This window comes from Thalassospira sp. SM2505, from assembly GCF_054901115.1.
The window spans coordinates 2,191,323-2,206,219 of sequence record NZ_CM142731.1 but is presented as its reverse complement, the minus strand read 5'-3'; the positions used below and the strand labels follow the sequence as shown (position 1 = coordinate 2,206,219).

At 53.4% G+C, this 14,897-nt stretch carries 12 protein-coding genes; 3 read left to right on the top strand and 9 right to left on the bottom strand.

The window, feature by feature from the left end; translation table 11 throughout:
* Positions 1-6 precede the first annotated feature (6 nt).
* Positions 7-648 (bottom strand): D-glycero-alpha-D-manno-heptose-1,7-bisphosphate 7-phosphatase, encoded by a 642-nt coding sequence (locus ACTU44_RS10200; RefSeq protein ID WP_462097360.1) that lies wholly within the window; start codon positions 646-648, stop codon positions 7-9.
* 193 nt (positions 649-841) lie between these two features.
* Here ACTU44_RS10200 and ACTU44_RS10195 point away from each other — a divergent pair, with 193 nt between their 5' ends.
* Positions 842-1,717, top strand: coding sequence for an AEC family transporter (locus ACTU44_RS10195; RefSeq protein WP_114099858.1), 876 nt, complete (start codon positions 842-844; stop codon positions 1,715-1,717).
* Positions 1,718-1,720: 3 nt separating this feature from the next.
* Here ACTU44_RS10195 and ACTU44_RS10190 read toward each other — a convergent pair whose 3' ends face one another.
* From ACTU44_RS10190 to glmM, 4 genes are all read right to left on the bottom strand, one after another.
* Positions 1,721-2,068, bottom strand: a complete 348-nt coding sequence (locus ACTU44_RS10190) for a hypothetical protein (protein WP_462097359.1) — start codon at positions 2,066-2,068, stop codon at positions 1,721-1,723.
* A gap of 21 nt (positions 2,069-2,089) precedes the next feature.
* Positions 2,090-2,632: a DinB family protein gene (locus ACTU44_RS10185; RefSeq protein ID WP_462097358.1), complete on the bottom strand. Its 543-nt coding sequence runs from the start codon at positions 2,630-2,632 to the stop codon at positions 2,090-2,092.
* Between the two features lie 49 nt (positions 2,633-2,681).
* The gene (thiD, locus tag ACTU44_RS10180; protein WP_336080571.1) at positions 2,682-3,479 is read right to left on the bottom strand and encodes a bifunctional hydroxymethylpyrimidine kinase/phosphomethylpyrimidine kinase; all 798 of its coding nucleotides are present in this window, start codon (positions 3,477-3,479) and stop codon (positions 2,682-2,684) included.
* A 63-nt stretch (positions 3,480-3,542) separates the two neighbouring features.
* Positions 3,543-4,892 carry a phosphoglucosamine mutase gene (gene glmM / locus ACTU44_RS10175; protein ID WP_114099854.1) on the bottom strand — a complete coding sequence of 450 codons (1,350 nt, stop codon included), beginning with the start codon at positions 4,890-4,892 and terminating at the stop codon, positions 3,543-3,545.
* 245 nt (positions 4,893-5,137) lie between these two features.
* Here glmM and ACTU44_RS10170 point away from each other — a divergent pair, with 245 nt between their 5' ends.
* Together ACTU44_RS10170 and ACTU44_RS10165 are read left to right on the top strand one after the other, a co-directional pair.
* The gene (locus ACTU44_RS10170; protein ID WP_462097357.1) at positions 5,138-7,177 is read left to right on the top strand and encodes a sensor histidine kinase; all 2,040 of its coding nucleotides are present in this window, start codon (positions 5,138-5,140) and stop codon (positions 7,175-7,177) included.
* Positions 7,178-7,235: 58 nt separating this feature from the next.
* On the top strand, positions 7,236-9,188 hold the full coding sequence (locus ACTU44_RS10165; RefSeq protein WP_462097356.1) for a sensor histidine kinase: 1,953 nt from the start codon (positions 7,236-7,238) through the stop codon (positions 9,186-9,188).
* 36 nt (positions 9,189-9,224) lie between these two features.
* Here ACTU44_RS10165 and ACTU44_RS10160 read toward each other — a convergent pair whose 3' ends face one another.
* The 4 genes from ACTU44_RS10160 to tilS form a co-directional block, all read right to left on the bottom strand.
* Positions 9,225-10,013, bottom strand: coding sequence for a response regulator transcription factor (locus ACTU44_RS10160; RefSeq protein ID WP_114099909.1), 789 nt, complete (start codon positions 10,011-10,013; stop codon positions 9,225-9,227).
* A gap of 266 nt (positions 10,014-10,279) precedes the next feature.
* Positions 10,280-11,395: a dihydropteroate synthase gene (gene folP / locus ACTU44_RS10155; RefSeq protein ID WP_114099851.1), complete on the bottom strand. Its 1,116-nt coding sequence runs from the start codon at positions 11,393-11,395 to the stop codon at positions 10,280-10,282.
* A gap of 12 nt (positions 11,396-11,407) precedes the next feature.
* A complete protein-coding gene (gene ftsH / locus ACTU44_RS10150) occupies positions 11,408-13,351 on the bottom strand; it encodes an ATP-dependent zinc metalloprotease FtsH (RefSeq protein WP_462097355.1) in 1,944 nt (647 codons plus the stop codon).
* Positions 13,352-13,435: 84 nt separating this feature from the next.
* Positions 13,436-14,887 (bottom strand): tRNA lysidine(34) synthetase TilS, encoded by a 1,452-nt coding sequence (tilS, locus tag ACTU44_RS10145; protein ID WP_462097354.1) that lies wholly within the window; start codon positions 14,885-14,887, stop codon positions 13,436-13,438.
* Between the last annotated feature and the right edge of the window lie 10 nt (positions 14,888-14,897).

Here is a 14,897-nt window from a genome sequence, read left to right as displayed (position 1 = left end):
AGCGCCTTATCGGGCGATCATTGAATCCAGAATGATATCTGTCGCAGTGGCGAGATCATCGGCAATCACGTCTGCTTCGGCTGCTTCGGGCAGTTGCGTTTCCTTGGCTCCATGCCCGGTTCGCACCATGATCGCGCGCGCGCCCGCGCCATGTCCTGCGCGAACATCATTGATACGATCACCAACCAGCACACTGTCCGGTAATGAAATGGCGAACTCGTCCGCCGCAGCCAGCAACATGCCTGGTTGCGGTTTGCGGCAGGTTGTTTCGCGCCGATAATCCCCCTCGCCCTTTTCATGATAGGGGGAATAGAAAATGCCCTGCAACGAGGCCTTTTGTTCGGCCAGCATGGCGACAAGTGCCTTATGAATATCCAGAAGCTGATCTTCCGAGATATAGCCACGGGCAACCGCTGACTGGTTGGTGACAACAATCACCGGAATCCCGGCCTCGTTCAAACGACGGATGGCGCTTGCAACACCGTCAATCAGACGCAAATCCTCGACACGTGACAGATAATGGACTTCTTCATTGATCACGCCGTCACGATCCAGAAAGACCGCAGGAAGCAAATGCCGCCGATCCCGAAATCGGGGTGCAGGATCAATCAGATGACGTTTGACGGAATCATGGGACGGGCTTTGCATCAGCAACCTTTTACGCAATCAGTTTCGGGCAACAATGCCGCAAGCTTTGCCAATATGGCAAGTTCGCGGGCAAAAGGCACCCCACATTCCGCAGCGCGAAAAACAAAGTGGTATTACCATTATTCGCTTGCAGAAATATGGCCCGCCGTGACAGGTTCTGGTTAAAAGAACCTGATCAGAGAAAGCGTATTCAATGTTTGCCGATATTCTAGCCATTCTGGCACCGGTCTTTATTACCGCAGGACTTGGCTATTTCTGGGCCCGTGCCGGCAAGCATTTTGATACCAACCTTGTAACATCCATTGTCACCTATTTCGCGACACCCTGTTTGACCTTTGCCGCCCTTGCCACGGTCGAACTTGGGGGGGATGCCCTGATTTTAATGGGAACGGCTGCCCTTGCGGCGAACATTCTGTTTGCACTGATCGGCTGGCCGATCCTTAAGGTTTTCAATCTGTCTCCGCGGACCTATTTGCAATCGCTGACCTGGCCGAATGTCGGCAATGTCGGCTTGCCGCTTTGCATGCTGGCTTATGGCAAGGAAGGTCTGGCTTTGTCGGTGGCGTTTTTTGCCACCTATGTTGTTTTGCAACTGACCATCGGGGTTGCTTTTGTCTCGGGCAGTTTCTCGATCCGATCACTGGCCAAGATGCCGATCATTCCGGCAACCCTGATTGCGACGGTTTTCCTTGCGACCGACACCGACGTTCCGGCATGGCTTTACAACACCACCAACCTGATCGGGCAGCTGACCATTCCACTGATGCTGTTCACGCTTGGTGTGTCACTGGCCAAGCTACGTCCGGTCAGCCTTGCGCGCAGCACAGCGCTTAGCCTGTTGCGCCTTGGCATGGGGTTCGGGGTTGGTCTGGGTCTTTCGGAAGTCATGGGGCTGGAGGGCATCGAACGCGGCGTTGTGATCTTGCAATGTTCGATGCCGGTTGCGGTGTTCTGCTATCTGTTTGCGCAGCTTTATAACCGCGAACCAGAAGAAGTCGCAGGCGTTGTCATCAGCTCAAGCTTCCTTGCCGCCATCGCCCTGCCTGCCCTTCTTTGGTATGTGCTTTAGGGCCTAGCGGACAATCAGCCGATAGTCGCCGGTCACGGTCTTTTTTTCCGCATCCCTTTGCGGGTAAAAGCCGACTGCACATTCAAAACTGCCTTTTTGAAGGTCAGGATCACTACGCTCGGCCGCCAATTCCATGACATGGTCACGGCAGGCAGCAACATCGGCAAAGACGGCTTCGCTGATTTCGATCTTGAGAGGCTCCGCTGCATCAGGCGTATAGACCGCTGTTACCTTTTCCCAGGGGGCGGCATCATTCTTCCAGATCAGATCGGCGATGTGGCGTTCGGGATCGCCATAGCTTGCCGCGGCAAGAACAACAATCCCGCCCACCAAAATTGCACGACGTAGCATTCGTTTATTCATCGGTATCCTTCAGGCACCTTTACCGCCGGGAATTGCAAACCCCGTTCCGGGAAAAGGCGCATCATATTCAAGATGATAGTCATCAAGTGGTGGCGGTGACTGTGTGGTCTGGCCCAGCAAAACATGGACCTGCCCACGATGATGGGTTTGATAGACAAACAGATGAGACAGAATATCGGCGACGGTTTCGTGTGTAACCCCGTTATTCTGACGTTCGAGTTTCACGTCACGCATGGCATCCTTTTCGCCCAGCTGTTCACAGAAGGTCATCAGTTTATGATCTGTGTCGCGCTGGGCAGCGGCCAGTTTGGCGATATCGCGAAACGGCATTTCATTGATCAGGCAATCAGCCCCCCGTCCCCCGTTGGTAAGAACGTCGAGATAATACCAGTCAACGGTCAGCATATGGTTCAGGGATTCAAGAATTGAGGGCGAAAAATTTGTTCGTTTGGCATCAAGTTCGTGCGCTGTCAGCTTCTGACAAACCCCGAACAGACGGTGATTGGACCAGGCATTATTACGCGCCTGATGAAAAAACGAAGTTCCCGGCATACCGCAAGTGTCCCAACTTTTGGCGCCCTGTGACATTTCGTTAAGTGACTTACCCGGTCACAGGATGCGCATGGTTTAGCGGACCGTTTCCTTTGCCGTAATTTGGTGCGGTTCGGATGGCTTCACGGACATAAGCCCGTGCGCGAGCAACAGAATCACTCAATCCCATGCCCTGTGCCAGCCCGGTTGCAATCGAACTTGCTAACGAGCAGCCCGTACCATGATTATTTTCAGACGGAATACGAGTTCCTTCAAAGCCCTCGATATCGCCATCCCGGCGCCACAGGATATCGACGATTTTATCACCCTCGGCGTGACCACCTTTTATCAGAACAGCCTCGGCACCGAGATCACCAATTTTGTGCGCCGCAGCAATCATATCACCTTCGTCGGTAATTTTCATGCCTGACAATGCTTCCGCTTCGGGAATATTTGGTGTCAGAACAGTAGCCAGGGGGATCATCTTGCCAATCAGGGCCGAAACAGCGTCTTCCTGCAACAGGGGGGATCCGCTTTGCGATACCATCACAGGATCAACAACAACCGGAATACCGGCTGCCTTTTGCTTGATGAATTCCGCCACTGCTTCGATCACCGGCACGCTGTGGAGCATTCCGGTCTTGATGGCATCAGCACCGATATCATCAATCGTCACAGTCGCCTGATGAACGATCATCTCCGGGGCGATGCCCAGAACGTCGAAGACTCCGGTCGTGTTTTGCACCGTCAAGGCGGTAATCGCCGTTGCAGCATAGCCACCAAGAGCAGTTACCGACTTGATATCGGCCTGAATACCTGCCCCGCCCGAACAGTCGGATCCGGCTATAATCAAGACACGACCTTTCATGATCGACTTCCTTTATGCATGCAAAGTGTTGTTATGACGTCAGTAAACGGCGTTTAACCGGCATCAGCCTGCCACTGCGGTAATTTGTGCGACAATGCGGTCAACGATCTGTTCGACCTTGACCGCGTCATCGCCCTCGGCCATGACGCGGATCAGTGGTTCGGTACCCGATTTACGAATCAGAACACGACCGTCGCCGTTAAATGACTTTTCAGCTGTCGCAATAGCCTCGATCACGCTGCTATCGGAAAGCGGATCAGAACCGGCAGAATAGCGCACGTTTTTAAGGATTTGCGGCAGCGGATCAAACACGCGGCTCATTTCCGACACGCGCCCCTCGCGGCTGGCAAGGACGGCAAGCACCTGAAGGGCTGCCAGAAGGCCATCACCGGTCGATGCGAAGTCGGATAGTACGATATGCCCGGACTGTTCCCCGCCAACATTGCAATCAAGGGCGCGCATCTGTTCAACCACATAGCGGTCACCGACCTTGGTGCGGATCAGGCGCACATCATTGCGTTCAAGGTATCGTTCAAGCCCAAGGTTTGACATGACCGTCGCCACCAGCGCGTTACCACGCAGCTGACCGGTTCGTTTCCAGTGGGTGGTCACAAGACCCATCAACTGATCACCATCGATCAACTGACCTTTTTCATCACACATCTGAACACGGTCGGCATCCCCGTCCAGCGCAATACCGACATCAGCCTTTTCGGCGAGAACGCGATCGCACATGGTTTTGGTATAGGTCGAACCGCATTTGTCATTGATGTTCAAACCATTCGGGCTGGTGCCGATTTCGATCACATCGGCACCGAGTTCACGCAGAACCTTGGGCGCAACCGAATATCCGGCACCATGGGCACAATCGAGAACGATGCGCATGCCTTCAAGGGTGACCGAACCGGGCAAGGAGGATTTGACAGCCTCGATATAGCGACCCGGCGCATCATCAATGCGTTTTGCCCGTCCAAGTGCATTGGCCGGGACCAGCTTGCCGGAAAGGTCGCTTTCCATCAGGGCTTCGAGTTCCAGTTCGACTTCGTCTGACAGTTTGAAGCCGTCCGGACCGAACAGCTTGATGCCGTTATCCTGAAACGGGTTGTGCGAAGCAGAGATCATGACACCGATATCGGCACGCATCGATTTGGTCAGCATGGCAACAGCGGGGGTCGGCATTGGCCCGACCAGCATCACATCCATCCCCATGGAGGTGAAACCGGCAACCAGTGCCGGTTCAAGCATATAGCCCGACAGACGGGTATCCTTGCCGATGACAACCTTGTGCCGATGGTTCCCGCGCGTGAAATAATGCCCGGCAGCCATTCCGACCTTCAACGCAACCTCGGCGGTCATCGGGGCCGTATTGGCCGTTCCACGAATTCCATCGGTACCAAAATATTTGCGGCTCATGTTCTTTTCTCTGCTTACGTGACGGACAGTGATCACCGCCTCATGAATTCTGACTGCCGGTTATATCAAAGTGACGCTTCAATGCTACTCTTCAATCATCCTGACAAGGGCTAGATTTTACGCCCAGTCTGCCATCAATACGTTAACGCGATTACATGCTTACCTTCTGATAAAAGCAATGACCTGCTTTCAAAAACCCGCTATCAAAAAGGTCATCGTTTTAAAGGATTGAAACCGGGGGAATTTTGCGCGTTTTTCGCTCAAACATGGCGGTGATTGTGCTTTGGGCAATCATTATCGCTGTTTTCATTGAAATGTTCCCGGCGCCATCCCGCGCCCATGACAGGCAGCAACATTTCGTAATCGGAAACAACGGTCCGGCCAGTGATATCACCCTTGATCATTTTCTGACCCGTCTGACGACAAGCCGGGAAATATCGATCCCGGCCGACGTCATAAATATTCCCGAAACCGAATTTGAAACGATTTATAACAGGCCCGGCCCCGGATATACCGACCAGCCGGTCTGGTATCGCGCCCCGTTTATCGTTGAAAGTCGATTTGACAGCCCGGGTACCAATGCTTTTATCGAGCTGGGAGCAGCTTATCTCAACGATATTTTATTAACTGTTCTTTCCCGGGAAACAGGAAAGGTGCTTTGGGAAGACCGGGTTGGTGACAGGGTTCCCAACGATCCCGGCGCCCCGGCCAACCTTAAATATATAAGTCTTTGGCCCGAACTTGCCCCCGGTCACTACTGGCTTGTCATCCGGGTTGTCACAAACAGCGCACATGTCCTTGAAGCCAAGCTTCAGACTCAGGAAACATTCATTGCAGAAACCGGTTCGCAAAGTTACCGCAACGGCAGTTATCTTGGGGTTTTGCTTGTTGTTTTTGCCCTTTATATGACGTTTGGCGTGTTTTCGCGCGATGCATCTGTGAGCTGGTATGCGATATATATTCTGGGGTTGTTCCTGCTTAATCTCGGAACCACAGGATATGCCCAGCTGTTATTCAAGGATGTCTCGTTATATGCAAACGACCTGATTACCGGGACCGGAACGGCGATTTCTATCGGGTCATCTGTCGCAATGTGGGCCCATATTATTCGCCTGGACAAGCACAACCCGTTCCTGTTCCGTGTGATGATGGGTCTTGCCGGTCTCATGATTTTGGGGGCTCTCACCTCCACATCGGACCTTTATATCTATTATGCCAAGCTGTTCTTCATTCCCCATACATTCCTGCTTTTCATCTTGCTTGGCTATCTGATCGCGACCGGGTACCGGGAAAACAATACACTGATGTATTGGTTCTTCCTTCTTGCTCTGGGCTTTCCGACGCTGTCGGCCTGTATTCATCTTTTGATGCTGATTGGCAGCCTGCCAATCAACAGCCTAACGTCCAACATCTACAAGGCCAGCTCGACAATCCATCTGGTCATGGTTGCAATTGCCATGGGTGTTCGCGTCTATCGACTTGCACACAAGCGCATCCATGCCTATCAGAGCAATCAGCGCGCATCCCAGCTTGCCGGAGAACAACGTACATTCATCACCATGCTGTCGCATGAGTTCCGCACACCGCTTGCAATCATACAGCGCTCTTCGGAAATTCTGGGATTGCATATGCGTGATGAAGATGAATCCGTTCATAACCGACTGACGACAATACGCCGAAATGCCGGACAGCTATCAGCTCTTGTTGACGCCTTTCTGACCAAGGAAACCCTTGATAGTGCGACCTTCACGACATCGCGTGAACAGGTTGCCATCGACCAGTTTCTGACGGATCTGATTGCACGGCGGTCCATAGAAGTTCAGGAGCAGAATGTCAGCCTGATCAATGCAGATTTCGCGATCGTCAATATTGATCGCATTCTGCTGGAACGTGCCATCATAAATATCATCGAAAATGCCCGCAAATATGCACCGGGCGCCCCGGTATGGATTGCCTGCAACCGGTCTGCCAACGGCTATGTCTATATCCGCATTGTCGATGAAGGCCCCGGCATCGCGCCGGATGAACTGGGCAAGGTCCAGAATGCGTTTTATCGCGGCCGGGAATCTTCGGTGACACAGGGTGTGGGACTGGGTCTGCATATTACCAACCGGATCATTGAAGCCCATAAAGGCAGCATGTCACTTAGTGTCGGCGAACATGGCGGGACAACGGTATTGCTTAAGCTGCCCTACAACCTTCAAGCAACAGCCGGGAAAACCAACGAAATCCAGTTCGGCCTTTCGGGGAAGCTGCCCTTGATACCCTCAGACAAAAGGCGCTGACCCTATGTTATCAGCGTTAGCATCCATCAGAAAAAAGCTTGGCCATTTGGTGGTCACGATGACTGTGGTCACGGGTTTGATCGTCATCGCCCTTAATGTCACGACAATTCAATCGGCGCAGGCGCAACAAGCCCCTGAGCCCAGTGAATATTCCAGACTGAAACTATCAAGCTTTATTCCCGGACCGCTTGAAATTACGCCCTATCTTCGATGGTATGTCGACAAGACTCGCCGTATGGTATTAAGCGATATCAGGGGGCTTCCTGACAGCGCCTTTGTCATGACCACCGGCATCCCGTCCTTTGGCTATAGCCGGGATGCAATATGGTACAGGCTGGACATCACAGTTCAGGACAAACTGACCACAAAGCCGCTCATTGAACTTAATCCCACCTACCTGAACTTCATTGATGTGATGATTGTCGCTGACAGCATACGCGACCCGATCTGGCAAGATCATCTCGGAGATCACGTTCCGGCAAGCGAACGGACCTATGCGGGATCAACCCAAGTGGCCGCCCTGCCATTGCTTGACTCTGGCGACTACCAGATGTTCATCCGGGTAAAAAGCAACAGTGCGAATTTTCTGCGGGCAAAATTGTGGCCTGCGGGTGATCTGATCTCGTCGCTAACCTATCGGAACATTGCGACCAATGTGTTCTTCGGGATAATCGCAACACTTGGCTTTGCCTATCTGGCGCTTGGCGTTATGGCGCGCGACCCTATTGTGGTTCTGTATGGAATCTGGGTAGCCAGCGTCGGGGGTGTTGTCGCAATTGTAAACGGTGTTGTATTAAGCGATATCCGACCGGAAACGCCCTGGATGAATGATCTTCTTCTAGGGCAACTAAATGTCATCTCGCATGCCGCCACGGCGTTCCTGTGGTTACATATTACCGGGATCAGGAAACGACATCCCCTGATGTTCAAAATCTATTGCGGCTATAGCGCAATGATTTTGTTTTTCCTTTTTGGAGCAACCAACGATCTGTATACGGTCTTTGGCACCTATATTATTCCGAGCCATTCAGTATTCATGGCCCTGATGTGCCTTCACATCATCAGACGACTGTTCAAAAATGTTCGCAACAAGATGAGCTGGGCATTTCTGATCGTTCTGGTGATGCCGACAGGCCCTGCCATCATGCTGCAACTTGCCCATGTCGGACTGATAGAGGCAACACCGATGCGTCTGGGACTGCATCAATTCACATTGCTGTTCCACATCATCGCAATGAGTATCCTGATGGGCTTTCGTCTGGCGTCTATGGATCGTGAACGTATCTCTGTTGCAATGAAGGCAGCTGAGACCACCACACTGGTTGAAGAACAGCGCAAACTGATTTCGATGCTGTCGCATGAGTTTCGTACACCACTTGCGGTAATCCAGAGGTCGGCTGAAATGCTGATGCTGCGCCTGAAAAACCATAAGGGCGATGTCATGGATCGACTGCAACGGATCCAGCTTCAGGCGCGCAAACTTGCCCGCCTGGTCGATATATTCCTGAGCAAGGATGGCATTGATAATCAGGAACTTTCACTGGCGCGCGAAGTGGTTTCCGTTGATCGTTTCATGGAAGAATTCGTTGCCAACACCACCCGTGAAGGAGCCGAAATTTTCCTGACCATCCACCATGCCGAAGGTGTCGAGGCCTACATTGATGAAACGCTGATTGGCCTTGCTATTACCAACCTGATTGAAACATCCCGACGTTTTGCCCATGGCAATCCATTGCATCTGGTATTGCAGCGGCAAAGCAAATGGCTAGTCGAAATTGCTATTCCCTGTAGCGGTCCGGAACTTGATGATGAGGAAATCCGCCTGATCGGGGCAGCCTTGTTCCGCAAGGACGTTGAGTCCGGTTCGCAACGCAGTGCGCTTGGCCTTCATATTTCGCAACGCATTGTCGATGCCCACGGAGGATCAATCAAATTGCGTGACCGCGGACAGTCCGGGATAGAACTGTGCTTGCTTTTGCCCATCAAAGAGCCCGCTATCAAGACACCCTGAAAGAAGATCGACAGGAAAATGGATCGTAACGCCGCGTTATGATGCGTCGGCAGCGCCCAGAACAACCCCGGTCGAAGTAAAGGCATAACCACGACCATAGGCCGTTCGAACCGGCAGTTCTTCACCAATTTCCTTAAGGATTTTCTGGCGAACACGGCGGATGGCCGTATCGAGGTTGCGACAGTTTTCTGCGGTATCGGCCTTGCCAAGTTCCATAACGATTTCCGGGCGGGTCAGCCAAGCACCATTGGCTTCGATCAGCAATCTGATGATCGTGCGTTCCGTTGCAGTAAGGCTCGCCTCGTTCCCGTTTGGATTACGCAGGGTCCAGTTCAGCAGATCCAGCACCCAGCCATCATCAGGCACAACCTGTTCCTGGCCTGTGTCCATGTCACTGCGTGTCGTGCGGCGCATCAGCGGTTTCAGGGCGGCTTCAATGACCGAAAGCGGGCTGTCCTTGGTCAGATAGACATCCGCACCGGACTTGTAGCCGGTCAGATGATTATCCATGCCCGAAAGCGACGTCAGCATCATGATCCCGCAATCAATATTCTTGCGGACATGTTGCGCCAGTTCATAACCGTCCGCATCCGGAAGCATGATATCAAGAATGACAGCATCCGGTTTTCCGGTTTTGAGCGCACGATAAAATGCCGCACCGGTTTCGCATCCGACGACATCGAAACCGCACATATCAAGATATTCGCACAGATCCTTGTTCAGGTCTGTGTTGTCTTCCACGACGAACACACAGTGTTTCATAGCATCCCGGCCGGAAGTGGCACCGTCGAATACGGACTGCGCCAGACCCTCAAATCCGTTCATACAAAGACCTTCGCATTTGCTTTTGCGCCAACCAACAGTTGTGACTTTTGAGTCACTTTTATTCATTCACTGTTTGGTATGTGACGATGTGTCCCAATGTGCAAGCCCCAACCTTCAAAGGTCAGAAAATGCCAGAATCCCGACAAAAAAAAGCAAGACCAACTCAGGTTGAGAATATCTTTCTTCAACAACCTGACTGATCTTGCTTTTAATCAAACCGTCAAAAATCACAAGCTATACAGCCAGTGATATATCGACCTGTCTTGCTATACGATTGAGGTGGAACTGGCCACGGAAAGCGCCTGTACGGTTTCCTGAACGTCATGCACGCGGATCATCTGAACCCCGTGACGCCATCCATTAACCGCCGATGCAATCGAACCACCCAAACGCTGTTTGGGTTCTGCCTTGGGATCGATTTTGCCGATAAAGGATTTACGCGACGTTCCAAGAAGGATCGGACATCCCAAGCCGTGGAAAATCGCCAACCGCGACAGAAGTTCCAGATTGTGCGACAGCGTCTTGCCAAATCCGATGCCCGGATCAATGCAAATGCGATCACGTGAAATCCCTGCCCGTTCGCAGCTTTCGATGCGATCAAGCAAATAGTCATAAACATCGAGAACAGCGCAATCATATTGCGGATCTGCCTGCATCGTGCCCGGTTCACCCTGCATATGCATCAGCATGACCGGCTTGCCCGATGCAGCCGCAACTTCCATCGCGCGTTCATCACCCTCAAGTCCGGTAACGTCATTGATGATCGCAGCACCGGCCTCAATCGCGGCCTCCATTACCGAAGCATGGCGGGTATCAATTGAAATCACATGACCGTCGGCAGCAAGGTCACGGATGACCGGTACAACGCGGTTGATTTCTTCTTGTTCAGAGACTTCATCCGCACCCGGTCGGGTCGATTCGCCGCCGACATCAAGAATGGATGCCCCCATCTCGACCATCTTGCGGCCACGAGCAACCGCGTCAGCAGTCGTGTTGTAGTCCCCGCCATCGGAAAAACTGTCGGGCGTGACATTGATGATGCCCATGACGTGACAGGAAGCCATATCAAGCCCGGCATATTCCGGACGCTTGGCCATCAGCCGGTCAAGGACATTGTTGATTTCATCCACGCGCCCGCTGTTCTGAACCCAGCCTTCGAGAGCCAGAAGCGGCAGGATCATGCTTTCAGCACCACCACCTTCGCGACGACGAATGATTTCAAGGGCAGAAAACCCGCGCCGTGATCCCGCAAGCGGCAGCGTATTGGGATCATCGGCATGATCAATGAAACCCGTGGGTGCGTAGTAAAGCGGTCCATCAAAATCAGCAAAGCCCCGCACATCGGCGGGGCTTCGCAGGACCGATCTTTTGATCTCGTCCATCAGTCTCTTTCGTTAGCTTCCCGGTTGCGGTTCGGGAGAAAGATCTCCGCCACCTTCACCAGGGTTATCCTTGCGGGCACCACCGGTGGTCGGCACGGTGGAACGGCGTCCACCACCGGCATCCTTGCCACCGCCAGTCGAATGGCCCGAACGGTTGAGTTCCTCGCCGCGCAGCAGCGCGTTGATTTCATCACCCGAAAGGGTTTCATATTCCAGAAGCCCCTTGGCCAGAATATGCAGATCATCAAGATGTTCGGTCAGAACACGCTTGGCGAAAGTATAGGCCTCGTCAGAATAACGACGCACTTCCTCATCGATCAGCTGTGCAGTCTTCTCGGAAACATTCTTGTGCTGTGCCACGCTGTGACCAAGGAACACTTCTTCCTGATTATCAACGTATTTGACATTGCCAAGTTTGTCCGAGAAGCCCCATTCCGTGACCATCTTGCGGGCATACTGGGTCACCATATTGATGTCCGAGGATGCACCCGTGGTGACCTTGTCCTTGCCAAAGATGATTTCCTCGGCAACACGACCACCCATTGCAACTGCAAGATCGGAGATCAGCTGTTCATAGGATTTGGAAACCTGATCACGTTCCGGCAGACGCATCACCATACCCAGCGCACGACCGCGCGGAATGATGGTCGCCTTGTGGATCGGATCAGATGCCGGGGTGTGAATAGCAACCAGCGCGTGACCACCTTCGTGATAGGCCGTCAGCTTTTTCTCGTCATCGGTCATGATCATGGAACGACGTTCCGCGCCCATCATGACCTTGTCCTTGGCGTTTTCGAAATCGGCCATGGTAACGACACGCTTGCCAAGACGGGCTGCAAGAAGAGCTGCTTCGTTGACAAGGTTTGCCAGATCAGCACCCGAGAAGCCCGGCGTACCACGTGCGACCGTACGCAGATCAACATCCGGCCCCAGCGGCACCTTGCGGGCATGGACACCAAGAATGTGTTCACGGCCTTCAAGATCAGGGTTCGGAACAACAATCTGACGGTCAAAACGGCCCGGACGCAGCAATGCGGGGTCCAGAACGTCCGGGCGGTTGGTCGCAGCCACAAGGATCACGCCTTCGTTGGCTTCGAAACCATCCATCTCGACGAGGAGCTGGTTAAGTGTCTGTTCGCGTTCATCGTTACCGCCGCCAAGACCGGCACCACGATGGCGACCAACAGCGTCGATTTCATCGATGAAGATGATGCAAGGAGCGTTTTTCTTGCCCTGTTCGAACATGTCGCGCACACGCGATGCACCGACACCAACAAACATTTCAACAAAGTCCGAACCCGAAATGGTGAAGAACGGAACGTTTGCCTCGCCTGCAATCGCACGTGCCAGAAGCGTCTTACCAGTACCCGGAGGACCAACAAGCAGCATACCTTTGGGGATTTTACCGCCAAGGCGCTGGAATTTCTGGGGATCGCGCAGGAAGTCGACGACTTCTTCAAGCTCGCCCTTGGCTTCCTCGATGCCTGCGACATCATCAAAGGTCACGCGACCGGATTTTTCGGTCAGCATTTTGGCCTTGGATTTGCCAAAGCCCATGGCTTTGCCGCCGCCGCCCTGCATCTGGCGCATGAAGAAAATCCACACACCGATAATCAGCAGCATCGGGAACCAGCTGATCAGCGCGCTCATGAGTGGCGAAAGGCTTTCTTCCGGCTGTGCAATGATGCGCACACCCTTGTCATTCAGTTTTTCGACAAGGTTCGGGTAATTCGGGGTGTAAACATTAACAGAGCGACCGTCGCGCGTTTCTGCAATCAGAGTATTGCCCTGGATGGTGACTTCCGAAATCTGGCCGCTATCAACTTCGGCAAGGAAGTCCGAGAACGCCAGCGACGACTGGCCGGACCGTCCGGAGGGCGACTGAAACAGGTTAAACAAGGCCACCAAAAGGATGGCAATGATAACCCACAGTGCGAGATTTTTTCCCATATTCATTCCAAGCTACTGGTCGCAATTATGTGTGCCGTGACGCAAAACTTCCTGCGCAAGGCTTGAACATCAGATAGTCACAAGCCCTGCTTACGCAAGTAGGTTGCCGGGTTTCGGCGACGATTTGAAACCACTTTCCCACAAAGGTACCGGAGGTGCAAACCGCCATCGCCCGCCAAATGAAAATTTCCCCCTGCCCGGGGGCCATTCGCAGTCGGCGGCGGATAATACGTCGGAAAGCTCCGAAACCTCAAGCCCGCCAACGGATCGCAAGCCTTCTTTATCGTAGAGTGCAGGCATTGATGCAAGGGCTGCGCGTGGCAAATCACCAATAAATGGTACAATTTCGCGTAATGCAGCCCGAAATGCTTTCGTGTGACACACATCACAACGATCCAAAGGCGCAATCCACATGTGATCCTGTGGCGTTAATGTCTGCCGATCAAAGACCAATTCGAACCGGTTATCCCACCTTATAAAACTGTCCAGACCAACAATGTCCCTTGCAACACGAACCGGCTCCCGGTCCATACGGCCAAGTTCCCGATAAACGCAAATCTTGCCTTTGCGACCATGCAAGACGCAGCCCCCAAGACTGACACGCGCAGACGGGGCTGCTGCCAATCTGGCAAGTGCAGCAGCCAAACCGTCAATGGCCGGCATATAGGCGGCCCCGCCAACGGTGCGCACCACCTGCCCCAGCGCATAGACCCGCACAGCTTCGGGGATTTGGGTGTCGGTCAACAGATCGCGGGCGCATTGCACCACACCATTGCCATGCAACGTGACCGCCTGTGCCAGCAATCGGCCGATAGCGGCTTCAAACCTGATGCGCTCCGAAGCATCATCAAAAGATACCAAACCCGCACCTTGTGTTTGCAGCTCGTTGCGAACCCGCACGCGTTCGAATTTTTCGTTGCAGTTTGACGGGTCTTCCACCCATTCCTGACCCGATTGCCGAAGCGTTGCGATCAGATCGGTTTTCGGAACCGACAGCAACGGACGCAAGACACGCCCGTTGCGCAGGAAACGCCGGGCAGACATGCCCGCCTGCCCCATAATCCCGGTCCCCCGGGCATCACGCATGGCAATGGTTTCGGCCTGATCACCACCATGATGGGCAACCAGCAGATGGAAAATGCCGCGATCAGCCATGAACCGATCAATCAGATCATAGCGTGCCTGGCGGGCGCGTTCCTGCACAGCACTGGCGGGTTTTGTCCCCTCCCAGCGCAGGATGACATGCTCGATCCCGTATCTGGAAAGCTGATCACCGACCCATCGGGCTTCGGCAGCAGAACCGGATCGCAGCCCGTGATCAACCGTGAGCGCAACGACCGAACCACCACGCGCCTGACACCATTGATGCGCCAAAAGGGCAAGCGCCATGCTGTCCGCGCCCCCCGAAACGCCAACGACCAATTTCGGAGCAACTTCGAACGGTGCGAAGGCCATCATCAGGCGATCAAAGACAACGGCGTCCAATGGAGTTCCACTGGACGCCGCCGAAAGATCGGAATTTGTCGGGACGCTGTCGGTCATGACATGCCTT

Excerpts from the sequence above, each read along its gene's own strand:
- ACTU44_RS10200 (WP_462097360.1), bottom strand. The coding sequence starts at position 648 with ATGCAAAGCCCGTCCCATGATTCCGTCAAACGTCATCTGATTGATCCT.
- ACTU44_RS10195 (WP_114099858.1), top strand. The coding sequence starts at position 842 with ATGTTTGCCGATATTCTAGCCATTCTGGCACCGGTCTTTATTACCGCA.
- ACTU44_RS10190 (WP_462097359.1), bottom strand. The coding sequence starts at position 2,068 with ATGCTACGTCGTGCAATTTTGGTGGGCGGGATTGTTGTTCTTGCCGCG.
- ACTU44_RS10185 (WP_462097358.1), bottom strand. The coding sequence starts at position 2,632 with ATGCCGGGAACTTCGTTTTTTCATCAGGCGCGTAATAATGCCTGGTCC.
- thiD (WP_336080571.1), bottom strand. The coding sequence starts at position 3,479 with ATGAAAGGTCGTGTCTTGATTATAGCCGGATCCGACTGTTCGGGCGGG.
- glmM (WP_114099854.1), bottom strand. The coding sequence starts at position 4,892 with ATGAGCCGCAAATATTTTGGTACCGATGGAATTCGTGGAACGGCCAAT.
- ACTU44_RS10165 (WP_462097356.1), top strand. The coding sequence starts at position 7,236 with ATGACTGTGGTCACGGGTTTGATCGTCATCGCCCTTAATGTCACGACA.
- ACTU44_RS10160 (WP_114099909.1), bottom strand. The coding sequence starts at position 10,013 with ATGAACGGATTTGAGGGTCTGGCGCAGTCCGTATTCGACGGTGCCACT.
- folP (WP_114099851.1), bottom strand. The coding sequence starts at position 11,395 with ATGGACGAGATCAAAAGATCGGTCCTGCGAAGCCCCGCCGATGTGCGG.
- ftsH (WP_462097355.1), bottom strand. The coding sequence starts at position 13,351 with ATGAATATGGGAAAAAATCTCGCACTGTGGGTTATCATTGCCATCCTT.
- tilS (WP_462097354.1), bottom strand. The coding sequence starts at position 14,887 with ATGACCGACAGCGTCCCGACAAATTCCGATCTTTCGGCGGCGTCCAGT.